We start from the raw sequence: 24,790 nt of genomic DNA on the forward strand, positions 1-24,790 counted from the left end.
AACCCGCTCCCACAGGTACGGCGCAAGTTTCAAGGCTTGCACAGTCTCTGTGGGAGCGGGTTCACCCGCGAAGATCACGTCAACTGCCAGTAGCTTCAGCCAAGGGCAACTCCAGCCTGGCCACAAAGCCCCCCTGTGGATGGTTGTCCAGCACCAGTCTCCCGCCATGGCGCTCCGCCGCCTTGCGCGCAATCGCCAGCCCCAGCCCATGTCCCGGCGCATCCTGCCCCGGTGCGCGGAAGAACGGCTCACCCAGCTGCGCCAGGTGTTCGGCTGCCGCCCCGGGCCCATGGTCACGCACGCTGATCACGATACGGTCCTGCTCACGCACGGCGCTCACTTCCACCGGCTGACCCGGCGGGTTGAAGCGCAGGGCGTTGCGCAGCAGGTTGTCCACGGCGCGTTCGATCAGCGTTGGCCAGCCTTGCAGGGTCAACCCCGGCTGCGTCTCCAGGCGCACGTCCTGGTCTGGTGCGCTCAGCAAGGCATCCTTGCGCACGCTGCCGAGCAGCGCATTGAGGTCGACCGGCTCGGCATGCGCCTGCTCGGCATCGACCCGGGCCAAGGCAAGGATTTCGCTGATAAGGTCTTCCAGGCGGTCGCACTCGCGGGTCAGGCGCGGCCACAAGGTCTCGCGCTGCTCGGGCCCGGCGCGCTCGGCCAAGGCGAGGGCAATGCGCAGCCTGGCCAGCGGCGAGCGCAGCTCATGGGATACATCGCGCAGTAACTGGCGCTGGCTGCCAATGGTGCTTTGCAGGCGCGCGCCCATCTTGTTGAAGTCCTTGGCCAGCACGCCAAACTCGTCACGCCGTGCGGCCAGTTGCGCCAGGCTGTTCTGCTGGTAGGTGGTCTGGCCCAGGTCATGCACGGCGCTGCGCAGGCGGCTTAGCGGGCGGGTGATGGACAGGGTGACCAGCAGGCTGAACAGGGTCAGTACCACCAGTGCAATGCCCAGGGCGCTGAGCGGCCACAGCAGGCTTTCACGGTGCCAGGCGTCCAGCGCAGGGTGGGGAATGCGATAGATCAGCAGGTAGGTTTCGCCGGTCTCGGGGCTAGTGTATTCCTCGGTCAGCCGACGCCACGGCAGGCGCCGCTCGTCATTGTGCTGGCGTGCCTCGAAGGCCGCTGCACGGCGCGGGAAGGTGCCGGGCACCACGGCCTCGCCACTGTCGTCTAGCACCTGCACGTCGATCTTGTAGCGATCTTTGCGCCGTTCCAGAAAGTGCTGTGCCGCATCCAGGCCTTGCTGCTCGTAATGCTTGGCCCACTTGCTGGCCAGGGTGTTCAGGCCCGGGTGGCGGCTGAGGATCCAGGCATCCTGGTTGAGCATGTGGCCCAGCAGGATAGACAGGCCTGCGACCAGGGTGATGGCCAGCCAGAAACTGGCCAGGATGCGCCAGAACAGTGAACGCAAGTGCACCTCCTGTAAACGGTAAAAGCCCGGCCCGCGGGGAGACGGGCCGGGCATCGGGCGTACAGCTTACTGAGCCTTGGTGCCTTTTTCAGCTTTCCAGGCCTGGAACTCCTGCCACTCGGCTTTCTTTGCGGCGCGTTCCTTTTGCAGTTCGTCGAACTTCTTCTGCTGCTCAGGTTTGAGCAGGTTGCGCACTGCGGTGTCGGTCTTGGCCCGGCTGGCTTGCAGCTCGTCCTTCATGGCTTTCTGGTCGGCGGCTGGCAGCTTGGCCAGGTAGCGCTCGTTGATTTCACGGCGCTGCTGCATCTGCTCGCCCATCAGCTTGCCGATCTGCTGGCGCTGGTCGCGGCTCAGGTCCAGTTGATGGAAAGGCGCATCACCGCGATGATGCGGGCCGTCGTGACGCGGGCCGCCTTCAGGCATGGCCATGGCCACGGTCGGCAGGGCGGCGGCGAACATCAGGGCGATAAGGGTCTTGCGCATGGTGTCTCTCCTTTCATAGGCCGGTGGTTACCGGATGAGCACAGTCTAGGGAGATCACCGTCAAGCGCAGTCAGCGGATGGTAAAGGCTCGGTAAAGATGGTCAGAGGCAGTAGTAATAGCCACGGCTACGCAGCGCCACGATGCGTGGACGGCCATCGGCATGTGGGCCAATCTTCTTGCGCAGGTTGCTGACATGCATGTCCAGGCTGCGGTCGTACAGGGTCAGTTTGCGGCCCAGGCCGATCTGCGCCAGCTCCTGCTTGTCCAGCGGTTCGCCGGGTTGGCGCAGCAGGGCTTCAAGAATGCGGCTTTCCGACAGGGTCAGGGTCATTTCACGGCCGTCGATGCTGGCCACGCCACGTGCTGGGCTGTACACCAGGTCGCCCAGTTCCACCTGGCTGGTGGTGGCAGTGGGGTGGCTGCGGCGCAGTACTGCCCGCAGACGGGCTGTGAGCTCGCGCGGATCGCAAGGTTTGGCCAGGTAGTCGTCGGCGCCCAGTTCCAGGCCGAGAATGCGGTCCAGCGGCTCGCCGCGTGCAGAGAGCATCAGTACCGGCAGCTCGGCATGCTCGCTGCGCAATTGCTTGAGCAGCTCCAGGCCGCTGCCATCGGGCAGCATCACGTCCAGTACCACGGCCGCCGGCGCGTACTCGGCCAGGGCCTGGCGTGCGCTCTGGCCATCGTGGCAGGCACGCACCGTGAACCCTTCCTGGGTCAGCCAGCTGCCGAGCAGCTCGCACAGCTCCTGGTCATCATCAATCAGTAACAGCTCGCTCATGACTCACTCAATTCAACCATTGACGGCGGCTATTCGGCCCGCCAGTGGCAAAGATACCGCAGACTGATGGCAATCGTATAACTGCGGGTACCGCGTCTGCTTCTTCGCGGGCAAGCCCGCGAAGAAGGCGACTCAGTCTCAGGTCAAGGAAGTACTTGCTTGAAGGGCTTGACGACGACTTTGTCGTACACGCCTGCAGCAATGTAAGGATCGGCAGCGGCCCAGGCCTGCGCCGATGCCAGCGATTCGAATTCGGCAACGATCAGGCTACCGCTGAAACCGGCTTCGCCCGGGTCGTTGCTGTCGATGGCCGGGTGTGGCCCGGCCAGCACCACGCGGCCTTCGGCCTTGAGCTGCTGCAGGCGTTCGATGTGCGCCGGGCGGGCAGCCAGGCGCTTTTCCAGGGAGTTTGCGACGTCGCTGGCGATGATGGCGTAGAGCATGTCAATCCTTGGGTTTGGTAATGGAAGGGTCGTCGTGCAGGTGGCGCGACAGGTACACGCCTTGCGCCACCAGGAAGATCACGGTCATGCCCAGGCTGCCGAACACCTTGAAGTCGACCCAGAAGTCCTGGAAGGTGAAGGCAACGAACAGGTTGGCCGCGCCGCAGAACAGGAAGAAGGCGATCCAGGCAACGTTCAGGCGGGACCAGACGGCATCGGGCAGGGTCAGGGCATGGCCCATGATGCGCTTGATCAGCACCCGGTCACCGATGAAGTGGCTGCCGGCAAAGCCCAGTGCGAACAGCCAGTTCACCACCGGTGCTTTCCATTTGAGGAAGGTTTCGCTGTGGAAGGTCAGGGTCAGGCCACCGAACACCAGGCAGGCCACCAGGGTCAGCCACTGGCCCTTTTCCAGCCGGCGCTGGCGCAGGAACAGCGCGCCGTACACCACCAGCGAGCTGATGATCAGCATGGCGGTGGCACTGTAGATGCCGCCGAATTCGAAGCTGTGGCCGGCGACTTCCATGGGGCGCGGGTCGAGCTTGTAGACGATGAAGAACAGCAGCAGCGGGATGAAATCGATGAATTGTTTCACAATGGCAGCCAGAATCGGGATGTGACGGCATAATAACAAACATCGATTCCAGCGAAAGCGCTCCTCCATGAATGTTGATCTGCACTGTCACAGTACGGCCTCCGACGGCGCGCTGTCGCCCTCGGTACTGGTTGCCCGGGCCCATGAGCACGGGGTGCAAACGCTGGCACTGACTGACCATGACACCCTCGAAGGCCTGGCCGAAGCACGCCAGGCCTGCACTGAACGGGGCATGCGTTGGGTCAGCGGGGTGGAATTGTCGTGCACCTGGGGTGGCGCGACCATCCATGTGCTGGGTTATGACTTCCCGCTGGACGCGCCGCCCTTGCTGGCAGCGATTGAATCACTGCACCGGGGGCGTTGGTTGCGCGCCGAAGAAATCGACAAACGGCTGGCGGCCAAAGGCATGCCCGGCACGCTGGAGGGCGCCCGCGCCGTGCAGCACGAACTGGGCGACAGCGGCAACGCCCCGGCGCGCCCGCATTTTGCCGAGTACCTGGTGCGTGCCGGGCACGTCAAGGACCGTGGCGAGGCGTTTCGCAAGTGGCTGGGTGCCGGCAAGCTGGGCGACGTCAAGCAGCACTGGCCGACCCTCGACGAAACTGTCGCCACCCTGCGCCAGTCCAAAGCATGGGTGAGCCTGGCGCACCCCATGCATTACGACCTGACCCGCAGCAAGCGCAGAAGGCTGATTGCCGACTATATTCAGGCAGGCGGGCAGGCACTTGAGGTGGTCAACGGGATGATGCCGGCCGAGCAGGTGGGCACGATGTCCATCCTTACTCGTGAGTTCGGCCTGCTGGCAAGCGCTGGCAGTGACTTCCACGGCCCCGGCACCTGGGGAGAGATCGGTGCCTACCGGCCTTTGCCCGAGGACCTGCCACCTCTGTGGCGTCGATTCAGCCATGAACAGCCCTTGGCGCTATGAACAGGATGACTACGTGAGCCAATTTTTCCAGATTCATCCGGAGAACCCCCAGGCGCGCCTGATAAAACAGGCCGTCGAGATCATCCGCAAGGGTGGCGTGGTGGTGTACCCGACCGACTCGGCCTATGCGCTGGGCTGCCAGATGGGTGACAAGGCGGCGATTGAGCGGGTGCGTCGCCTGCGCGGGCTGGACAAGACGCACAACTTCACCTTGATGTGCTGTGACATGTCTCAGCTGGGGTTGTACGCCAAGGTCGACACCGGCACCTTCCGCCTGCTCAAGGCGCATGTGCCGGGGCCTTATACCTTCATCCTCAACGGCACCCGTGAAGTGCCGCGGCTGCTGTTGCACGACAAGCGCCGCACCATTGGCCTGCGCGTACCGGCCCACGCCATCACGCTGGCCTTGCTGGCCGAGTTGGGCGAGCCGCTGATGAGCGTGAGCCTGATCCTGCCGGGCGACACCGAGCCGATGACCGACCCTCACGAAATCCGTGAGCGGCTGGAGCACCACGTCGACCTGGTGATCGACGGCGGTTTCGGCGACCTCAAGGCGTCGACCATCATCGACTTGTCCGGCGATGAGCCGGAACTGATCCGCGAAGGCTGCGGCGATCCCACGCCGTTTCTGGTCAGCGCGTGAGCCAGGTGGAAACGCCCGAGGCACCGGCTGAGCAGGCCGAGTCGCCTCGGCAGCTGCAACTGGCCCTGGTCTACGGCGAAGCCCTGACCGAAATGCCGCTGGACCTGTACATCCCGCCGGATGCCCTGGAAGTCATCCTCGAAGCCTTCGAAGGGCCGCTGGACCTGCTGCTGTACCTGATCCGCAAGCAGAACATCGACATCCTCGACATCCCGGTGGCGGAAATCACCCGCCAGTACATGGGCTATGTGGAGCTGATGAAGAGCGTGCGCCTGGAGCTGGCCGCCGAGTATCTGGTGATGGCCGCCATGCTGGCCGAGATCAAGTCGCGCATGCTGCTGCCACGTTCAGCCGATGTCGAGGAGGAGGAGGGCGACCCGCGCGCCGAGCTGATCCGCCGCCTGCAGGAGTATGAGCGTTTCAAGGCCGCAGCCGAAGGCATCGACGAACTGCCACGGGTGGGCCGCGATGTCGTGGTGCCGCGCCTGGAAGCACCGCAGGCCAAGGTGCGCAAATTGTTGCCGCAGGTCAGCCTGGAAGAGCTGCTGGTGTCCATGGCCGAGGTAATGCGCCGCAACGACCTGTTCGAAAGCCACCAGATCAGCCGTGAGACCTTGTCTACCCGCGAGCGCATGAGCCAGGTGCTGGAGCGCCTCAAGGGCGGTGCTTTCGTGCCGTTCGGCGCGCTGTTTGCCGCCGAAGAGGGCAAGCTGGGTGTGGTGGTGACCTTCATGGCGGTGCTCGAACTGGTGAAGGAATCGCTGATCGAACTGGTGCAGAATGAACCCTTCGCCGCCATCCACGTGCGGCTTCGCCCAGCGCTTGTTGAAGAACCTGATGAACCTGAATGACCCCCGCGACCTGGCGTCACTGATCGAAGCTTTTTTGCTGGCTTCGGGCAAGCCGCAATCCCTGGAGCGCCTGTACGAGCTGCTCGAAGAAGCCGAGCGCCCCGAGCCCCACGTGTTCAAGCAGGCCCTTGAGGTGCTTGGCAAGTCGTGCAGCGGCCGTGCCTTCGAACTCAAGGAAGTGGCCAGCGGCTACCGCCTGCAAATCCGCGAAGACTTTGCGCCCTGGGTCGGGCGCCTGTGGGAAGAGCGCCCGCAGCGTTATTCGCGCGCGCTGCTCGAAACCCTGGCCCTGATCGCCTACCGCCAGCCAATCACCCGTGGCGAGATTGAGGACGTACGGGGCGTGGCGGTGAACAGCAACATCATCAGGACCCTGGTCGAGCGCGAGTGGATTCGCGTGGTCGGCTACCGCGAAGTGCCCGGGCGGCCAGCGATGTTTGCCACCACCAAAGGCTTTCTCGACCATTTCAACCTCAAGAGCCTGGATGAGCTGCCGGCCCTGGCCGAGTTGCGCGAAATGGAGCCGGAGCCGCTGCTCGACCCGGATGACGCGCCCGTGCCGGCGCACCTGCAGGCGTTGGCGGATGCCAGCCTTGAGGACGAAGCGGTTGCTGAGCCTAAGGACGAAACCAGCTTCCGAAGCTTGCTGGTGGAGCTTGATGCCATGGAGGAGGGGCTGAAGATCGATTTTGATGACTTGCGCGAGGAGGAGCCAGAGGCTTCCGTGGAAGAAGAGGGCAAGTTACAGCCCTGATTCTTCTTTTGGCAGTGCTGGCCCTATCGCCGGCAAGCCAGCTCCCACAGGGGTTTCGCAGGTCTTGAAAGTGGTGTTGCACTTGTGGGAGCTGGTTTGCCGGCGATAGGGCCAGTGAACTCAACACAAGACCACTAGGCTGAAACCGCTCCCAATACTTGCAAAACCCTCTAACCTCCAGTGCGTTCCATTGCCGAACCGCGTATGATGCGCGGCCTTTTGGCGCGTTCGTCGCCAAGAACCTGTTTTCATTCCTACACCGGGAGGTGCCCAGATGAGTGAGCAAGACCTGCAAGATACCGAAATCACCCCGCCATCCGGCGAAAAGCTGCAGAAAGTGCTGGCGCGCATTGGCGTGGGCTCGCGCCGTGACGTCGAGGCCTGGATCAGCCAGGGCCGCATCAAGGTCAACGGCGTCGTAGCTACCCTTGGCCAGCGCGTCGACCTGCACGATGCCATTGCCGTAGACGGCAAGCTGATCAAGCGCGAAGAGGCCGCCGAGGCCACCCGCCGGGTGATCATGTACAACAAGCCCGATGGCGAAATCTGCACCCGTGACGACCCGGAAGGCCGTCCGACCGTGTTCGACCGCCTGCCACGGCCAAAAGAAGGCCGCTGGATCAACATCGGTCGCCTCGACATCAACACCACCGGCTTGCTGCTGTTCACCACCGACGGTGAGCTGGCCAACCGCCTGATGCACCCGTCCTACGAGATGGACCGTGAGTACGCGGTACGTGTGCGTGGTGAAGTCGACGACGAGATGATCGAGCGCCTGAAAGCCGGCGTAATGCTGGAAGACGGCCCGGCCAAGTTCACCGACATCCAGAAGGCACCAGGTGGCGAAGGCTTCAACCACTGGTACCACTGCGTGGTGATGGAAGGCCGTAACCGTGAAGTACGTCGCCTATGGGAATCCCAGGGCATGGTGGTCAGCCGCCTGAAGCGCGTGCGTTTCGGCCCGGTGTTCCTCAACTCCGACCTGCCGATGGGCCGCTGGCGTGAAATGAGCCAGGGCGAAATCGACATCCTGGCCGCCGAAGTGGGCCTGCAGCCAGTAGCGCTGCCGGCCATGAAGCTCAAGGCCAAGGACAAGATGGAGCGCCTGCAGCGCAAGTCCACCCGCCCGCTGGGCCGTGGCGAGCGCGTGCGCAACCTGCGCCCGGCTCACGAAGGTGCCGCTACCGGCGAGCGCCCGGCGCGTCAGCCGCGTGAAGAGGCTCCGCGTAAACCTAACCGTGGCAGCACGGTGGCCGAGCGCCCAAGCGATATGCGCAAGCGCCCGGGCAAGCCTGAGGGTGACAAGCCGGCAGGCCGTGGTCGCGGCAAGCCGCGTGGCTGATACGCCAGTGTGGTAATCAAGGAACCAGCCTTCGGGCTGGTTTTTTTATGCCTGTGGCAATTGGGGGCTGCAAAGCGACCCCAAGATATTGAACAAAAAGAATTTTTCGGACGACTGGCAAGTTCCTGAACCGCTCTGTAAAGAAATCTATACGAACATGGCCGTTTTCAGTCCGCATTTCAGATCAAGCCCAATCGTGTAAACAAACTTTGCCGGCGCCCATGTGCCAAAGCCGCCGCCCCGGCCCCACCCACCCTTGCCCAAACCCCCGTCCCCACGGTGTTATAGCCGCCATTGCCGTGTGCAAGAGCCCGTCCACAGAGCCGGGCTGACAAAACAACAAATGGAGGCGCCATGTACGCCGATCACTCCGCCTTTCAAGGCCCACACCACAGGATCGCTGCGTTTTTTCCGGATGGAAGGACGCAACGCGTTGACGCCTGCGCGTTTGCAGGGGTATACAGTGCGCCGCGTTTTACCTGTGACCCTCTTGCGTACCGCGCACTCTTGATCACGCCTGGTTGACCCGCCTCGGCGGCACCTGAGGTCAAGAAACCCAAGGTAACCACCTTGCCCATTCCGCTGCGCCACGAGCGCGGTGGGTCCGATTCCGTCACAGATAAAAACAATGCAGGTGACTTCGTTCATGAGTGGACAAAACATGCATTCAGGCGAGCTCAAGCGGGGCCTGAAGAACCGCCACATCCAGTTGATCGCCCTTGGTGGTGCGATTGGTACCGGCCTGTTCCTCGGCTCGGCAGGCGTGATGAAATCCGCCGGCCCGTCCATGATCCTTGGCTACGCCATTTGCGGCTTCATCGCCTTCATGATCATGCGCCAGCTTGGCGAAATGATTGTTGAAGAGCCGGTAGCCGGCTCGTTCAGCCATTTCGCCCACACCTACTGGGGTGGTTTCGCCGGCTTCCTGTCGGGCTGGAACTGCTGGGTGCTGTACATCCTGGTGGGCATGTCGGAGCTTTCGGCGGTGGGCAAGTATGTTCACTACTGGTGGCCGGAGATCCCTACCTGGGTCACGGCGGCGGCGTTCTTCGTGCTGATCAACGCCATCAACCTGATGAACGTGAAGTTCTTCGGTGAAGCCGAATTCTGGTTTGCCATCATCAAGGTCGTGGCCATCGTCAGCATGATCGGCCTGGGTGCCTACCTGCTCACCAGCGGCAGCGGTGGCCCGGACGCCACCATCGCCAACCTGTGGTCCCATGGCGGCTTCTTCCCGAACGGTGTCAGCGGGCTGGTCATGGCCCTGGCGTTCATCATGTTCTCCTTCGGTGGCCTGGAAATGCTTGGCTTCACCGCTGCCGAGGCCGACAAGCCCAAGACCGTGATCCCGAAGGCGATCAACCAGGTCATCTACCGCATCCTGATCTTCTATGTCGGTGCCTTGGTGGTGCTGCTGTCGCTCACCCCGTGGGACAACCTGGTTGCCAGCATCGATGCCTCGGGTGGCAGCTACGGCAGCAGCCCGTTCGTGCAGGTGTTCTCGCTGCTGGGCAGTGACGTGGCCGCCCACCTGCTGAACTTCGTGGTATTGACCGCCGCGCTGTCGGTGTACAACAGCGGCACCTACTGCAACGCCCGCATGCTGCTGGGCATGGCCGAGCAGGGCGATGCCCCGGCGTCGCTGGCCAAGGTCGACAAGCGTGGCGTGCCAGTGCGTGCGATCCTGGTGTCGGCAGCCGTTACCTTTGTCGCCGTGCTGCTCAACTACCTGATGCCGCAGAATGCCCTGGAGCTGCTGATGTCGCTGGTAGTGGCTACCCTGGTGATCAACTGGGCGATGATCAGCTACTCGCACCTGAAGTTCCGTCAGCACCTGGACCGTACTGGCCAGAAGCCGCTGTTCAAGGCGCTGTGGTATCCCTATGGCAACTACGTGGTAATGGCCTTCGTGGTGCTGATTCTGGGCATCATGCTGATGATTCCGGGCATCCAGGTTTCGGTGTATGCGATCCCGGTGTGGCTGTTTGCGATGTTCGTTGTCTACATGGTCAAGCCGCGCCGCCGGATGAATGCGGGTGGGGTTGCGGGTACCGCAGCCAAGTAAGCAACCCAACGTAGTAAGAAGAAACCCCAAGCCAGGTGACCGGCTTGGGGTTTTTTATTGCCTGTGCCGGCCTCTTCGCAGCACAAGGCTGCTCCTACAGGCGAACGCCGTTCCATGTGTAGGAGCAGCCTTGCGCTGCGAAGAGGCTGGTACGGGCAACCTATCCTTCAGATCTGTTCCAGCAACCAGCCCCTGAATGCCCGTAACGACGGCAAGGCCTCATTCCGGGGCGGATAGATCAGGTAGTAACTGCGCTGGCTGGCAAACGCTACCCCAGGGCTGTACAGCTCTGCCTTGGCCAGCTCCTCCTCTACCAGAATGCGCGGCACAAGGCCGATGCCAATCCCGGCGCGCACTGCCTGGATCAAATGCGAGGTCAGCTCAAAGCTCGGCCCCAGGCGCATCGACCGGTGCGGCAGGCCATGGTGCGAAAACCACTCGCCCCACGCATGCGGGTTGTTGGCCACATTCAGCAGCACCTCTTCACTGATCCTTGCCGGGCTCCAGCCCTGGCTATCTGCGCCGGCCTCCGGCGGCAGGATCACCACCAGTTCCTCGGCATGCAGGCGATGGCAGATCAGCCCCGGCAGGTCATGGCTGGCCACACCGATGGCGGCATCGATTTCGCTGGTGTCGAAGTTGATGGCTTCGATACGTGAATGAATGTGTACCAGCATGCCCGGGTGGGCGCTGTAGAACGCATGCAGCCTCGGCAACAGCCATTTCGAGCCGAAGGTAGGCAGCGTAGCCAGGCGCAAGGTGCCCACCCCTGACTGGTAGGCCAGTGCCTGCAAGGTGGCGCTGCGGATGCGCCCCAGTGCCTCGCTGAGCTCGCGCTGGTACAGGCGGCCGACATCGGTCAGCTGCACCTGGCGGCCCTCGCGGCGGAACAGGGTCAGGCCCAGTTGCTGTTCCAGCGCCTGCACCTGGCGGCTGACCGCGCTTTGGGTCAGTGACAGTTCGGCAGCGGCGCGGGTGTAGCTTTCATGCCGGGCGGCGGCCTCGAATGCCAGCAGCAGCGACATGGACGGTGTCAGGTGGCGGTAATTCATTCATAAAAGTCATTGATAGCGGCAGGATTATCCGTTTGCCCCTGAGGCGAAACTACAGGAACATTGGCCTATACGTCACCCCAGCATGGCAACACCTATGCCGGTGCGACAGGAATCCCGTGAATTAGCCAATATCAAGAGGCCATCCTTCGATGATCGCCCAGCTGCCGACCGTTGCACCGAGCGCCAACTACCCCGAATTCCTCGAAGCCCTGCGTAGCAGCGGCTTCCGTGGCCAGATCAGTGCCGACTACGGCACCCGTACCGTGCTGGCCACCGATAACTCGATCTACCAGCGCTTGCCCCAGGCGGCGGTCTTCCCGCTGGACGCCGACGACGTGGCGCGGGTTGCCACGCTGATGGGTGACCCGCGCTTCCAGGACGTCAAGCTGACCCCGCGCGGTGGTGGTACCGGCACCAACGGCCAGTCGTTGACCGACGGCATCGTCGTCGACCTGTCGCGGCACATGAACAAGATCCTCGAAATCAACGTCGAGGAGCGCTGGGTGCGGGTGCAGGCCGGTACGGTCAAGGACCAGCTCAATGCCGCGCTCAAGCCGCACGGCCTGTTCTTCGCCCCCGAACTGTCCACCTCCAACCGCGCCACCGTCGGCGGCATGATCAACACCGACGCCAGCGGCCAAGGCAGCTGCACCTATGGCAAGACCCGCGACCACGTACTGGAGCTGCACAGCGTGCTGCTCGGTGGCGAGCGCCTGCACAGCCTGCCGATCGACGATGCCGCACTGGAGCAGGCCTGCGCCGCGCCCGGCCGGGTCGGCGAGGTGTACCGCATGGCCCGCGAGATTCAGGAAACACAGGCTGAACTGATTGAAACCACCTTCCCCAAACTCAACCGTTGCCTGACCGGCTACGACCTGGCGCACCTGCGCGACGAGCAGGGCCGTTTCAACCTCAACAGCGTGCTGTGTGGCGCCGAAGGCTCGCTGGGTTACGTGGTCGAAGCCAAGCTCAACGTGCTGCCGATCCCCAAGTACGCGGTGCTGGTCAACGTGCGCTACACCAGCTTCATGGATGCCCTGCGCGACGCCAACGCGCTGATGGCACACAAGCCGCTGTCGATCGAGACCGTCGACTCCAGGGTGTTGATGCTGGCGATGAAAGATATCGTCTGGCACAGCGTTGCCGAATACTTCCCGGCCGACCCCGAGCGCCCCACTCTGGGCATCAACCTGGTGGAGTTCTGTGGCGACGAGCCGGCCGAGGTCAACGCCCGGGTGCAGGCTTTTGTCGAACACTTGCAGGCGGATACCAGCGTCGAGCGCCTGGGGCATACCCTGGCAGAAGGCGCCGAGGCGGTCACCCGCGTCTACGTCATGCGCAAGCGCTCGGTGGGCTTGCTGGGTAACGTCGAGGGCGAGGTGCGCCCGCAGCCGTTTGTCGAAGACACCGCGGTACCGCCGGAGCAGTTGGCCGACTACATCGCTGACTTCCGCGCGCTGCTCGACGGCTACGGCCTGACCTACGGCATGTTTGGCCACGTCGATGCCGGCGTGCTGCACGTACGCCCGGCACTGGACATGAAAGACCCGGCCCAGGCGGCGCTGGTGAAGCCGATTTCCGATGCGGTAGCGGCGCTGACCAAAAGCTACGGCGGTTTGCTGTGGGGCGAGCACGGCAAAGGCCTGCGCTCCGAATACGTGCCGGAGTACTTCGGCGAGCTGTACCCGGCGCTGCAGCGCCTGAAGGGGGCCTTTGACCCGCACAACCAGCTTAACCCGGGCAAGATCTGCACCCCGCCAGGCAGCGCCGAAGGCCTGACCCCGGTCGATGGCGTGACCCTGCGCGGCGACCTCGACCGCACCATCGACGAGCGCGTGTGGCAGGACTTCCCCAGCGCCGTGCACTGCAACGGCAACGGCGCCTGCTACAACTACGACCCCAACGACGCCATGTGCCCGTCGTGGAAGGCTACCCGCGAACGCCAGCATTCGCCCAAGGGCCGTGCTTCGCTGATGCGCGAATGGCTGCGCCTGCAGGGCGAGGCGAACATCGACGTGCTGGCCGCGGCGCGCAACAAGGTGTCGTGGCTCAAGGGCCTGCCAGCGCGCCTGCGCAACAACCGCGAACGCAGCCAGGGGCAGGACGATTTCTCCCATGAAGTGTACGACGCCATGGCCGGTTGCCTGGCGTGCAAGTCGTGCGCCGGGCAGTGCCCGATCAAGGTCAACGTGCCGGACTTCCGTTCACGCTTCCTCGAGTTGTACCACGGCCGCTACCAGCGCCCGCTGCGTGACTACCTGATTGGCTCGCTGGAATTCAGCATTCCGTACCTGGCCCACGCGCCAGGGCTTTACAACGCGGTGATGGGCTCGAAGTGGGTAACCAGGCTGCTGGCCGACAAGATCGGCATGGTCGACAGCCCGCTGATCAGCCGTTTCAACTTCCAGGCCACCCTGACCCGCTGCCGCGTTGGCGTGGCCAGTGTGCCGGCCCTGCGTGAGCTGACCCCGGCCCAGCGCGAGCGCAGCATCGTGCTGGTGCAGGACGCCTTTACCCGCTATTTCGAAACGCCGCTGCTGTCGGCCTTTATCGACCTGGCCCACCGCCTGGGTCATCGGGTGTTCCTGGCGCCGTACAGCGCTAACGGCAAACCGCTGCATGTGCAGGGCTTCCTCGGTGCATTCGCCAAGGCGGCGATCCGCAACGCCACCCAGCTCAAGGCCCTGGCCGACTGCGGCGTGCCGCTGGTGGGCCTGGACCCGGCGATGACCCTGGTGTATCGCCAGGAATACCAGAAAGTGCCGGGGCTGGAGGGTTGTCCGAAGGTACTGTTGCCGCAGGAGTGGCTGATGGATGTGCTGCCTGAGCAGGCGCCGACCGCGCCGGGCAACTTCCGCCTGATGGCGCATTGCACCGAGAAGACCAACGTGCCAGCCAGCACCCGGCAGTGGGAGCAGGTGTTTGAGCTTTTGGGCCTGAAGCTGGTGACTGAGGCGACGGGGTGCTGCGGCATGTCCGGTACCTACGGGCACGAGGCGCGTAACCAGGAAACATCGCGCACCATCTTTGAGCAGAGCTGGGCGACCAAGCTGGACAAGGAAGGGGAGCCGTTGGCGACGGGCTACTCGTGCCGTAGCCAGGTCAAGCGCATGACCGAGCGCAAGATGCGCCACCCGCTGGAAGTGGTGTTGCAGTACGCCCAGCGTTAACCTTCAGGGCCTCGGGGGCTGCTTTGCAGCCCATTCGCGGCACAAGGCCGCTCCTACAAGGAATAGCGTGCCCCTGTAGGAGCGGCCTTGTGCCGCGAAAGGGGCGCAAAGCGCCCCCGCTTGTTAGTGGCTGCGGCTACTCCGCGCCTGCCTGTACAGATACAGGCTCAACACCAGCCCGCAAGCCGCGGCAGCCGCCGCAAACAGAAACATCGAAGCAAACCCGAACCCCGCCGCCACCGCGCCCACCAGTGGCCCGGTCACCCCCAGCGACAAATCGATGAACAGCGAGTACGCCCCTACCGCCGCGCCGCGGTTGGCCGCCGACACCTGGTTCACCGCCTCCACGCCCAATGCCGGGAACACCAGCGAGAAACCGAACCCGCTCAGTGCTGCACCCGCCAATGCCAGTTCGGCACTGGGGGCCAGCCACAGCATCAGCAGCCCGAGTGTTTCCACCGACAGGCAGGCAATCGCCACCCTGAACCCGCCAATCCGGTTGATCAGGTTGCCGAACAGCAATCGCGCGCTGATGAAGCTGGCGCCGAACAGGCTCAGGGTCAACGCCGCATCGGCCCAGCCACGGCTGGCGTAGTACAGGGTAATGAAGGTGGCGATGGTGCCAAAGCCGATCGAGCCCAGGGCCAGTCCCGAACCGTGCGGGAACACCTTGCCCAGCACCCGCAGGAACGGCAGGCGTACACCGCTGACAATGGGCGCAGCTTGTTTGGGCCACGCCAGCAGCAGGCCGAGGGCGCACAGCAGGATGATGCTGACGCCCATGCTCCACAGCCCCAGGCCCTTGACCATCAGCACACCCAGTGGCGCGCCGATGGCCAGTGCGCCATAGCTGGCGATGCCATTCCAGGAGATGACCTTGGCGGTGTTATCGGCGCCCACCCTGCCGATGCCCCAGCCAATCGCGCCCGAGCCCACCAGGCTTTCGGCGCTGCCCAGCACCAGGCGGCCAACCAGCAGGCAGGTCAGGCTCAGCCAGGGCAGGTGGGTGAGGAAGGCGCAGGCCAGCATGAACACCCCGCTAAGCCCGCAGCCAACCAAGCCATACATGACGGCTTTCTTGCTGCCATGGTTGTCGATGATGCGGCTGGCGGTGGGGCGGCTGAGCAAGGTGGCCAGGTACTGCACGCTGATCACCAGGCCAGCGACCACGGCGCTGAAACCCAGGTCGTTATGCACATAGCCGGGCAACACGGCCAGTGGAATGCCGATGTTCAGGTAGCCGATGAAGGTGAAGAGGACGATGGAGATGACTTGCAGGGTGACCGCAAGGGGGCGCGGTGAGTCGGGCATGGGGACCTACATGTGTTCAGGACGGTGTGAAAACGTGATGACGGGGGTAGCCCGCAGGTCAGCCGTTTTCACACAGTCGGGGATGCGCAGTTATTCCTGGTCAGCGCTGGATTGATCGTCACCATCCTGCTCGACGGCTGCTGCCGGTTCGGCGTGAACGGTCACGGATGGCTCTTCTGGGTTCAAGCTTGGGAAGGGAAGATTCGGGATTTCGTGCATCTCGTCGTTCCTCGCAAGTGTGAGTGAAAAGTCTGCGCCAGGCGCGGTTGAAGCTTCGCAAAGCTGGGGCAGGATACACAAGTCTGGATGACAGTTTGGATTTTTTACCGGTCGCTTGTCGGTTTTGCGGGCGAACAGCGCACATTTTTCCCATAAAAAATGGGGCCGCCTGGGCCCCATTTTTCAGTGGTTACTTACGGCCTTCTGCCGTTTCAGCCACTTTGTCGGTGCGCGCGCACATGATGAAGTCGTTGCGGTGCAGGCCTTTGATCGAGTGGCTCCACCAGGTCACGGTGACCTTGCCCCACTCGGTCAGCAGCCCCGGGTGGTGGCCTTCGGCTTCGGCGATTTCGCCCACGGCGTTGGTGAACGCCAAGGCGTGCTTGAAGTTCTTGAACAGGAACACGCGCTCAAGCTCCATGTGGCCGTCACGTACTTCGATGTTCCAGTCCGGGATTTCGCGAATCAGCTCGGCCAGCTCTTCGTCGGTGACTTTCGGGGCATCGGCGCGGCAGGCTTCGCAATGGGCTTGGTTCAAGGCATTCATGGGGTGTCTTTCCAGTTCGAGTTGTTATCGGCAAGGTCGTTCAGGCGGCGACCTTGGGTGGAAACTTCGGCGCGTGCAGGCCCAGCTGCATGGCTTTATGGACCATGCCCATGATGTCTTCGTGGGCCAGGTCGAACAGGCGCTTCATGTTCGGCAGCACGAAATACAGCGGCTGCAGGATGTCGATGCGGTACGGCGTGCGCATCGCCTCGATCGGGTCGAAAGCCTGGTGCTCGGGCTCGCCAGACAGACTGTAGACGGTCTCCTTGGGCGACGAGAGGATGCCGCCGCCATAGATCTTGCGACCCTGCGGGGTTTCCATCAGGCCAAACTCGATGGTCATCCAGTACAGGCGCGCCAGGTACACGCGTTGTTCCTTGGTCGCAGCCAGGCCGAGCTTGCCGTAGGTGTGGGTGAATTCGGCGAACCATGGGTTGGTCAGCAGGGGGCAGTGGCCGAAGATTTCGTGGAAGATATCGGGCTCTTGCAGGTAGTCCAGCTCCTCCGGGGTACGGATGAAGGTGGCAACCGGGAAGCGCTTGCTGGCCAGCAGTTCGAAGAAGGTCTGGAAGGGGATCAGTGCCGGTACCCGGGCAACTTGCCAGCCGGTGGTGGCGCCCAGCACCTTGTTGACCTCGCCCAGCTGCGGAATACGGTCATGGGGCAGCTTGAGCTGGTCGATGCCGTCCAGGTATTCCTGGCACGCGCGGCCTTCGATCACTTTCAGCTGGCGAGTGATCAGGGTGTTCCATACCGCATGCTCTTGCTGCGGGTAATCGATAAAACCATGCGCATCGGGCTCGCGTGCCACGTATTGCGTCTGTTTCATGAGGCTCTCCTGGTGAGGGCTTTTCTTGTTATGTGCAGGACATGCCTAAGTAATATCCCCACCCGGGTCGGTTTGCACGATGGATGGCAGGGCTTGTCGTTGCTCGACACCCTCACTTTCGTAACGATAATTTTACAAAATCGAGTAGGTGTCGGAAAATCCGGGGCATCTGGCTGATGGTTGCGCGGTTTTTGTCAGCTTATCTTTACGATTTTTCTGCGCGGTGTTGAAAAACATTGGCGCTTCGAGAGCCCTCATGCGTATCAAAGTGCATTGCCAGAACCGTATTGGCATCCTGCGCGACATCCTCAACCTGCTGGTGGAGTACGGCATCAACGTGCTGCGCGGCGAGGTGGGCGGTGACCACGGCAACGCCATCTACCTGCATTGCCCGAACCTGATCAACCTGCAGTTCCAGGCATTGCGGCCCAAGTTCGAGGCGATTGCCGGGGTATTCGGCGTCAAGCGCGTGGGGCTGATGCCCAGCGAGCGCCGGCACATGGAGCTGAACGCACTGCTGGGCGCGCTGGATTTTCCGGTGCTGTCGATCGACATGGGCGGCAGTATCGTCGCCGCCAACCGCACCGCGGCGCAGCTGCTGGGGGTGCGAGTGGACGAGGTGCCGGGCATGCCGCTGGCGCGCTATGTGGAGGACTTTGACCTGCCAGAGCTGGTGCGGGCCAACAAGTCGCGCATCAACGGCATGCGTATCAAGGTCAAGGGCGATGTGTTCCTGGCCGATATCGCGCCGCTGCAGTCCGAGCACGATGACAGTGAGGCGTTGGCGGGCGCGGTACTCACCCTGCACCGGGCCGACCGCATCGGCGAGCGTATCTATAACGTGCGCAAGCAGGAACTGCGCGGTTTCGACAGCATCTTCCAGAGCTCGCGGGTGATGGCCGCCGTGGTGCGTGAGGCGCGGCGCATGGCACCGCTGGATGCTCCCTTGCTGATTGAAGGCGAGACCGGTACCGGCAAGGAACTGCTGGCGCGCGCCTGCCACCTGGCCAGCCCGCGCGGCCAGTCGCCGCTGATGGCGCTCAATTGCGCCGGGTTGCCAGAGTCGATGGCCGAGACCGAGCTGTTCGGTTACGGCCCCGGGGCATTTGAAGGGGCACGGGCCGAGGGCAAGCTGGGGCTGCTGGAGCTGACCGCTGGCGGCACGCTGTTTCTTGATGGGGTAGGGGAGATGAGCCCGCGCCTGCAAGTGAAGCTGCTGCGCTTTCTGCAGGACGGCTGCTTCCGCCGGGTAGGCAGCGATGAAGAGGTATACCTGGATGTGAGGGTTATTTGCGCGACCCAGGTGGATTTGTCCGAGCTGTGTGCCCGTGGCGAGTTTCGCCAGGACCTGTATCACCGCCTCAATGTATTGTCGCTGCACATTCCGCCTTTGCGTGAGTGCATGGATGGGCTGGAAGGGCTGGTACAGCACTTTCTCGATCAGGCCAGCCGGCAGATTGGCTGCGCCATGCCGCGCCTGGCGCCGGCCGCAATGGAAAAACTTGGGCAATACCATTGGCCGGGTAATGTAAGGCAGTTGGAAAACGTATTGTTCCAGGCGGTTTCTTTATGTGAAGGCGGCGTGGTCAAAAGCGAGCATATTCGCTTGCCGGATTATGGCGCGCGGCAACCGCTGGGTGAGTTTTCGCTGGAAGGCGATCTTTCGCAGATTGTCGGGCGCTTTGAAAAGGCGGTACTTGAAAGTTTGATGGGGGAGTTTTCGAGTAGTCGGGCTTTGGGGAAAAGATTGGGTGTTTCGCACACGACAATTGCCAACAAGTTAAGAGATTATTCGCTTGGCAAGTCTGCGGATTAGTTGTCAGGCAAAGAACTTGGGACTGCTTCGCAGTCCTTTCGCGGCGCAAGGCCGCTCCTACAGGTACGGCGCGGGTTTGAGGATTGCGCAATACCTGCAGGAGCGGCCTTGTGCCGCGAAGGGGCCCGCAGGGCCCCCAATTCATAAGGTATCAGCCGTTGGAGCAGCCGTTCCCCATCACGCGGTATTCGAGAATGTGCTTCTGGCCCTGGGAGTCCTCGTAGGTCATGCGGGCTGGCACGACTTCGCACACATTGGGCACTTCGCTCATGGAAATGACGCGGGCAATGTCCAGGTGCTGCGAGTAACTGTACTGTTCAACCGGAATCTGCTCGGCATCTTTGGCTTCGCCGGCCATCGCCGCGCCGCAAAGACTGCCAAGTACCAATACCAGTAAAGCTTTCATTTTCTATTTACCTGTCTAAGGTCGTGAGGGGGCACGCGGCGCTTATGGCGCCGCGAGTATTGCTAGTTTTAACTATCGGGATGAGATGGAGATTAACGCTTGCCTTCGTGGGGGCTGTTACCAGTTGTTAATCGCCTTGCCGTTGCTGGCAAGGTGAATTTTATGGCGCTGGCCAAGGCCGAAACAGTGGGTCTTTTGATAAAGTGTTTTGACAGAATCTGTAACAATCCCGTGTTAACCCCCATCTTTTTTTTCCCCCATGGGCTGTAATGCCCGAGCTAGAGGGCTTTGCCGGAACGGGCGTACCAAATTACTACCAACGTCGAATGGCTTTTGTCGCTCTGGTACAGTTACAAACGGTTCCATACAAAAACAACTATTACACCGAGGTAACACAGATGAGTGCGGCTCCACTGTATCCCGTTCGTCCCGAGGTTGCGGCCACTACCCTGACCGACGAGGCCACTTACAAGGCCATGTACCAGAAATCGGTGATCAACCCGGACGGCTTCTGGCGCGAGCAGGCCCAGCGTATCGACTGGATCAAACCGTTCACCAAGGTCAAGCAAACCTCCTTTGACGACCATCACGTCGATATCAAATGGTTCGCAGACGGCACTCTGAACGTTTCCTCCAACTGCCTGGACCGCCACCTCGAAGAGCGCGGTGATCAGCTGGCCATCATCTGGGAAGGCGACGACCCTTCCGAACACCGCAACATCACGTACCGTGAACTGCACGAGCAGGTCTGCAAGTTCGCCAACGCCCTGCGTGGCCAGGACGTGCACCGTGGTGACGTGGTCACCATCTACATGCCGATGATCCCCGAGGCCGTGGTCGCCATGCTGGCCTGTGCCCGTATTGGTGCGATCCACTCGGTGGTGTTCGGTGGTTTTTCCCCTGAAGCGCTGGCCGGCCGCATCATCGATTGCGAGTCCAAGGTGGTGATCACCGCCGACGAAGGCGTGCGTGGCGGCCGTCGTACCCCGCTCAAGGCCAACGTCGACCTGGCGCTGACCAACCCTGAAACCAAAAGCGTGCAGAAGATCATCGTGTGCAAGCGCACCGGTGGTGATATTGCCTGGCACCAGCACCGCGACATCTGGTACGAAGACCTGATGAAAGTGGCCTCCAGCCACTGCGCACCAAAAGAAATGGGTGCTGAAGAACCGCTGTTCATCCTTTATACCTCCGGCTCCACCGGCAAGCCGAAGGGTGTGCTGCACACCACCGGCGGTTATCTGGTGTATGCCGCGCTGACCCACGAGCGCGTGTTCGACTACCGCCCGGGCGAGGTCTACTGGTGCACCGCCGACGTCGGTTGGGTCACTGGCCACAGCTACATCGTCTACGGCCCGCTGGCCAACGGCGCCACCACCTTGCTGTTCGAAGGCGTGCCGAACTACCCGGACATTACCCGCGTCTCGAAGATCGTCGACAAGCACAAGGTCAACGTCCTCTACACCGCGCCAACCGCCATTCGCGCGATGATGGCCGAAGGGCAGGCCGCTGTTGAAGGCGCCGATGGTTCCAGCCTGCGTCTGCTTGGCTCGGTGGGCGAGCCGATCAACCCTGAAGCCTGGAACTGGTACTACAAGACTGTAGGCAAGGAGCGTTGCCCGATCGTCGACACCTGGTGGCAGACCGAAACCGGCGGCATCCTGATCAGCCCGCTGCCGGGTGCCACCGGCCTCAAGCCGGGCTCGGCAACCCGCCCGTTCTTTGGTGTGGTGCCCGCCCTGGTGGATAACCTGGGTAACCTGATCGAGGGTGCGGCCGAAGGCAACCTGGTGATCCTCGACTCCTGGCCAGGCCAGTCGCGTTCGCTGTACGGCGACCACGACCGCTTTGTCGACACCTACTTCAAGACCTTCCGTGGCATGTACTTCACCGGCGACGGTGCGCGCCGCGACGAAGATGGCTACTACTGGATCACCGGTCGTGTGGATGACGTGCTCAACGTCTCCGGTCACCGCATGGGTACTGCCGAAATCGAAAGCGCCATGGTCGCGCATTCGAAAGTTGCCGAGGCTGCAGTGGTTGGTGTGCCGCACGACATCAAGGGCCAGGGCATCTATGTGTATGTCACCCTCAATTCCGGTATCGAGGCCAGTGAGCAACTGCGCCTGGAACTGAAAAACTGGGTGCGCAAGGAAATCGGCCCGATTGCCTCGCCGGACGTGATCCAGTGGGCGCCGGGGCTGCCGAAGACCCGTTCGGGCAAGATCATGCGCCGTATCCTGCGCAAGATTGCCACCGGTGAGTACGATGCGCTGGGTGATATATCGACCCTGGCTGACCCGGGAGTGGTGCAACACCTGATCGATACCCACAAGGCCATGAACCTGGCTTCGGCCTGATATCGAGGCAGAGCGCGGGCCGCTCCTACAGGGGGTGTGTATGCGTCAGAAAACCCCGCCCGGGCAACCGGCGGGGTTTTTGCTTTACTGTTACCCGACATTCATCGGTAACTGTTCTGTCACCGGTCCTGCACAAGTTCGGGGCGCGAAGAAACAAATCAGGCCTGTTTCGGTGCATTCTCGTAGCCATTTTGTGCAACGCAGCACGCTACACTTGCCGTAGTACAAGGCTTTGCCAATAATAGGCCCAGGAATTGCTAGGTCTATAGGTTCTATTTCTTGCGCTTTTGCATATTTTGCACTGGCTGTCAACATCGCCCGCAGCGGTTTCAAGCGCTTCTGTAAGTAGTTGTCGCTTTGAAGAAATATCGACTACCGGGCTGTCGCTAAAATGCCACTCACTCGCTCGTGGTCTGCGACCTTGGTCGAACCCTGCGCGGCTCGCGTTGTACCCATTCGCATATCGGGCAGTTGTTACCTGCCTTGTATTGCCCCGTACCGATGGAGTTACCTGATGAAGAAGCTCGCACTGTTTGGCGCCCTGGCGCTGTCTGTGTTTTCCCTGGTGTCGCAGGCCGATGAAAAGCCCCTGAAAATCGGCATTGAAGCTGCCTACCCACCCTTCGCCTTCAAGCAGCCCGATGGCAGCATCGCCGGTTTCGACTACGACATCGGCAACGCCCTGTGCGAACAGATGAAAGCCAAGTGCACCTGGGTCGAGCAGGAGTTCGACGGCCTGATCCCGGCGCTGAAAGTGCGCAAGATCGACGCCATTCTGTCGTCCATGTCGATCACTGAAGACCGCAAGAAGTCGGTGGACTTCACCAAGCGCTACTACCTGACCCCGGCGCGCCTGGTGATGAAGGACGGCACCGCTGTCAGCGAAAGCCTGGATGAGCTCAAAGGCAAGAAGATCGGCGTGCAGCGCGGCTCGATCCATGACCGCTTCGCCAAGGAAGTGCTGGGCGCCAAAGGTGCCACCGTGGTGCCTTACGGCACCCAGAACGAAATCTACCTGGACGTGGCAGCCGGCCGTCTAGACGGTACCGTGGCTGACGCCACCCTGCTGGAAGACGGCTTCCTCAAGACCGACGCCGGCAAGGGCTTCGCCTTCGTAGGCCCGGCCTTCACAGACGCCAAGTACTTCGGTGACGGCATCGGCATTGCCGTGCGCAAGGGTGACAAGGCGAACGTCGAGCGCATCAACGCGGCCATCGACGCCATCCGTGCCAACGGCAAGTACAAAGAAATCGAGAAGAAGTACTTCAACTTCGATATCTACGGTCCAGACTCGAACTAAGACGTCGGGTTTCACCTGTGCAATGGTGCAAACAGCAGAGGCTCTGAGGTTTGCACCATTTTTCATTCTCTAGGTCGAGGACCTCATCATGTTGAAAGGCTACGGGGCAGTCATCCTCGACGGGGCGTGGCTGACGCTGCAGCTCGCCCTGTCGTCGATGGCCCTGGCCATCGTGCTCGGCCTGATCGGTGTGGCGCTGCGCTTGTCGCCGGTGCGCTGGCTGGCCTGGCTGGGCGATCTGTATTCCACCGTTATCCGTGGTATTCCGGACCTGGTCCTGATCCTGCTGATTTTCTACGGCGGGCAAGACATCATCAACCGGGTGGCACCGCTGCTCGGCTACGAAGACTACATCGACCTGAACCCGCTGGCGGCGGGTATCGGCACGCTGGGCTTCATCTTTGGCGCGTACCTGTCGGAAACCTTCCGCGGTGCCTTCCTCGGTATTCCCAAGGGCCAGGCCGAAGCGGGCGTGGCGTATGGCATGAGCAACCGTCAGGTGTTCTTCCGCATCCAGGTGCCGCAAATGATTCGCCTGGCGATCCCGGGTTTCACCAACAACTGGCTGGTGCTGACCAAGGCCACCGCGCTGATTTCGGTCGTCGGCCTGCAGGACATGATGTTCAAGGCCAAGCAGGCGGCCGATGCCACCCGCGAGCCTTTCACCTTCTTCCTGGCGGTGGCGGCCCTGTACCTGGTGCTGACCAGCGTCTCGCTGTTGGCCCTGAAGTATCTCGAGCGCCGCTACTCGGTGGGCGTCAAGGTGGCTGAACTATGATCTTCGACTACAACGTCGTCTGGGAGGCATTGCCGTTGTACTTCGGCGGCCTGCTGACCACCCTCAAGCTGCTGGCGATTTCGCTGTTCTTCGGCCTGTTGGCGGCCATTCCGCTGGGCCTGATGCGCGTGTCGAAGCAGCCTGTGGTCAATCTCGTGGCGTGGCTCTACACCTACGTGATCCGCGGCACGCCGATGCTGGTGCAGCTGTTCCTGATCTACTACGGCCTGGCGCAGTTCGAGGCGGTGCGTGAAAGCTTCCTCTGGCCGCTGCTGTCCAGCGCCACGTTCTGCGCCTGCCTGGCGTTCGGTGTCAACACCAGTGCCTACACCGCAGAAATCATCGCCGGCAGCCTCAAGGCCACGCCCCATGGCGAGATCGAGGCGGCCAAGGCCATGGGCATGTCGCGCATGAAGATGTACCGGCGCATCCTGCTGCCGTCGGCCCTGCGCCGGGCGCTGCCGCAGTACAGCAACGAAGTGATCATGATGCTGCAGACCACTAGCCTGGCGTCGATCGTCACCCTGATCGACATCACCGGTGCAGCACGCACGGTCAATGCCCAGTACTACCTGCCTTTCGAGGCCTACATCACGGCGGGCGTGTTCTACCTGTGCCTGACCTTCATCCTGGTGCGCCTGTTCAAGATGGCCGAACGCCGCTGGCTCGGCTACCTGGCGCCGCGCAAGCACTGACCGCTTT

23 protein-coding genes are annotated in these 24,790 nt (G+C 62.3%); 12 read left to right on the forward strand and 11 right to left on the reverse strand.

What is annotated here, in order from left to right:
- Positions 1-79: 79 nt before the first annotated feature.
- From ABI582_RS18450 to ABI582_RS18470, 5 genes are all read right to left on the reverse strand, one after another.
- Positions 80-1,420 (reverse strand): ATP-binding protein, encoded by a 1,341-nt coding sequence (locus ABI582_RS18450; protein WP_442119891.1) that lies wholly within the window; start codon positions 1,418-1,420, stop codon positions 80-82.
- A 60-nt stretch (positions 1,421-1,480) separates the two neighbouring features.
- Positions 1,481-1,897 carry a Spy/CpxP family protein refolding chaperone gene (locus ABI582_RS18455; protein WP_338744827.1) on the reverse strand — a complete coding sequence of 139 codons (417 nt, stop codon included), beginning with the start codon at positions 1,895-1,897 and terminating at the stop codon, positions 1,481-1,483.
- Positions 1,898-1,998: 101 nt separating this feature from the next.
- The gene (locus ABI582_RS18460; protein WP_236198047.1) at positions 1,999-2,676 is read right to left on the reverse strand and encodes a response regulator transcription factor; all 678 of its coding nucleotides are present in this window, start codon (positions 2,674-2,676) and stop codon (positions 1,999-2,001) included.
- A 143-nt stretch (positions 2,677-2,819) separates the two neighbouring features.
- Positions 2,820-3,119 (reverse strand): YciI family protein, encoded by a 300-nt coding sequence (locus ABI582_RS18465; RefSeq protein ID WP_442119892.1) that lies wholly within the window; start codon positions 3,117-3,119, stop codon positions 2,820-2,822.
- A gap of 1 nt (position 3,120) precedes the next feature.
- Positions 3,121-3,714: a septation protein A gene (locus tag ABI582_RS18470; RefSeq protein WP_442119893.1), complete on the reverse strand. Its 594-nt coding sequence runs from the start codon at positions 3,712-3,714 to the stop codon at positions 3,121-3,123.
- A gap of 67 nt (positions 3,715-3,781) precedes the next feature.
- Here ABI582_RS18470 and ABI582_RS18475 point away from each other — a divergent pair, with 67 nt between their 5' ends.
- The 6 genes from ABI582_RS18475 (at position 3,782) to ABI582_RS18500 (ending at position 10,297) form a co-directional block, all read left to right on the forward strand.
- Positions 3,782-4,642 carry a PHP domain-containing protein gene (locus ABI582_RS18475; RefSeq protein WP_043201612.1) on the forward strand — a complete coding sequence of 287 codons (861 nt, stop codon included), beginning with the start codon at positions 3,782-3,784 and terminating at the stop codon, positions 4,640-4,642.
- A gap of 13 nt (positions 4,643-4,655) precedes the next feature.
- On the forward strand, positions 4,656-5,285 hold the full coding sequence (locus tag ABI582_RS18480; RefSeq protein WP_338747527.1) for an L-threonylcarbamoyladenylate synthase: 630 nt from the start codon (positions 4,656-4,658) through the stop codon (positions 5,283-5,285).
- A 125-nt stretch (positions 5,286-5,410) separates the two neighbouring features.
- The gene (locus ABI582_RS18485) at positions 5,411-6,136 is read left to right on the forward strand and encodes a segregation and condensation protein A (RefSeq protein ID WP_162801848.1); all 726 of its coding nucleotides are present in this window, start codon (positions 5,411-5,413) and stop codon (positions 6,134-6,136) included.
- Positions 6,123-6,890, forward strand: coding sequence for an SMC-Scp complex subunit ScpB (gene scpB / locus ABI582_RS18490; RefSeq protein WP_442119894.1), 768 nt, complete (start codon positions 6,123-6,125; stop codon positions 6,888-6,890). Before ABI582_RS18485 ends, scpB begins: the two co-directional genes overlap by 14 nt.
- Positions 6,891-7,164: 274 nt before the next feature.
- Complete coding sequence (rluB, locus tag ABI582_RS18495; RefSeq protein WP_258653568.1) at positions 7,165-8,232, forward strand: 23S rRNA pseudouridine(2605) synthase RluB; 1,068 nt, start codon at positions 7,165-7,167, stop codon at positions 8,230-8,232.
- A 646-nt stretch (positions 8,233-8,878) separates the two neighbouring features.
- Entirely contained in the window at positions 8,879-10,297 is a 1,419-nt protein-coding gene (locus tag ABI582_RS18500; protein ID WP_162465267.1) for an amino acid permease, read from the forward strand.
- A 167-nt stretch (positions 10,298-10,464) separates the two neighbouring features.
- Here the strand turns inward: ABI582_RS18500 and ABI582_RS18505 are convergent, their stop codons facing one another.
- Complete coding sequence (locus ABI582_RS18505) at positions 10,465-11,349, reverse strand: LysR substrate-binding domain-containing protein (protein WP_016498479.1); 885 nt, start codon at positions 11,347-11,349, stop codon at positions 10,465-10,467.
- A gap of 152 nt (positions 11,350-11,501) precedes the next feature.
- On the opposite strand from ABI582_RS18505, the gene ydiJ reads away from it, so the two are divergent.
- Positions 11,502-14,522, forward strand: a complete 3,021-nt coding sequence (gene ydiJ, locus ABI582_RS18510; RefSeq protein WP_442119895.1) for a D-2-hydroxyglutarate dehydrogenase YdiJ — start codon at positions 11,502-11,504, stop codon at positions 14,520-14,522.
- Between the two features lie 123 nt (positions 14,523-14,645).
- Here the strand turns inward: ydiJ and ABI582_RS18515 are convergent, their stop codons facing one another.
- The 4 genes from ABI582_RS18515 to phhA form a co-directional block, all read right to left on the reverse strand.
- Positions 14,646-15,833 (reverse strand): MFS transporter, encoded by a 1,188-nt coding sequence (locus tag ABI582_RS18515; RefSeq protein WP_442119896.1) that lies wholly within the window; start codon positions 15,831-15,833, stop codon positions 14,646-14,648.
- A 90-nt stretch (positions 15,834-15,923) separates the two neighbouring features.
- Complete coding sequence (locus tag ABI582_RS18520; RefSeq protein WP_016488505.1) at positions 15,924-16,052, reverse strand: hypothetical protein; 129 nt, start codon at positions 16,050-16,052, stop codon at positions 15,924-15,926.
- Between the two features lie 190 nt (positions 16,053-16,242).
- A complete protein-coding gene (locus ABI582_RS18525) occupies positions 16,243-16,599 on the reverse strand; it encodes a 4a-hydroxytetrahydrobiopterin dehydratase (RefSeq protein WP_003254532.1) in 357 nt (118 codons plus the stop codon).
- Positions 16,600-16,639: 40 nt separating this feature from the next.
- Positions 16,640-17,428: a phenylalanine 4-monooxygenase gene (gene phhA, locus ABI582_RS18530; RefSeq protein ID WP_016498483.1), complete on the reverse strand. Its 789-nt coding sequence runs from the start codon at positions 17,426-17,428 to the stop codon at positions 16,640-16,642.
- 256 nt (positions 17,429-17,684) lie between these two features.
- On the opposite strand from phhA, the gene ABI582_RS18535 reads away from it, so the two are divergent.
- Positions 17,685-19,244 (forward strand): sigma-54-dependent transcriptional regulator, encoded by a 1,560-nt coding sequence (locus ABI582_RS18535; RefSeq protein ID WP_258911631.1) that lies wholly within the window; start codon positions 17,685-17,687, stop codon positions 19,242-19,244.
- Between the two features lie 151 nt (positions 19,245-19,395).
- On the opposite strand, the gene ABI582_RS18540 is transcribed toward ABI582_RS18535, so the two are convergent.
- Positions 19,396-19,650, reverse strand: a complete 255-nt coding sequence (locus ABI582_RS18540; RefSeq protein WP_003254526.1) for a DUF2790 domain-containing protein — start codon at positions 19,648-19,650, stop codon at positions 19,396-19,398.
- Between the two features lie 398 nt (positions 19,651-20,048).
- On the opposite strand from ABI582_RS18540, the gene acs reads away from it, so the two are divergent.
- The 4 genes from acs (at position 20,049) to ABI582_RS18560 (ending at position 24,783) form a co-directional block, all read left to right on the forward strand.
- A complete protein-coding gene (gene acs / locus ABI582_RS18545; protein WP_442119897.1) occupies positions 20,049-22,010 on the forward strand; it encodes an acetate--CoA ligase in 1,962 nt (653 codons plus the stop codon).
- Between the two features lie 514 nt (positions 22,011-22,524).
- Positions 22,525-23,310, forward strand: coding sequence for an ABC transporter substrate-binding protein (locus ABI582_RS18550; RefSeq protein ID WP_258653564.1), 786 nt, complete (start codon positions 22,525-22,527; stop codon positions 23,308-23,310).
- A gap of 88 nt (positions 23,311-23,398) precedes the next feature.
- On the forward strand, positions 23,399-24,088 hold the full coding sequence (locus tag ABI582_RS18555) for an ABC transporter permease (RefSeq protein ID WP_016498487.1): 690 nt from the start codon (positions 23,399-23,401) through the stop codon (positions 24,086-24,088).
- Positions 24,085-24,783, forward strand: coding sequence for an ABC transporter permease (locus ABI582_RS18560; protein ID WP_086976446.1), 699 nt, complete (start codon positions 24,085-24,087; stop codon positions 24,781-24,783). Before ABI582_RS18555 ends, ABI582_RS18560 begins: the two co-directional genes overlap by 4 nt.
- Positions 24,784-24,790 lie beyond the last annotated feature (7 nt).

Source organism: Pseudomonas sp. SAS7 (genome assembly GCF_052112345.1).
Lineage (GTDB): Bacteria > Pseudomonadota > Gammaproteobacteria > Pseudomonadales > Pseudomonadaceae > Aquipseudomonas > Aquipseudomonas putida_Q.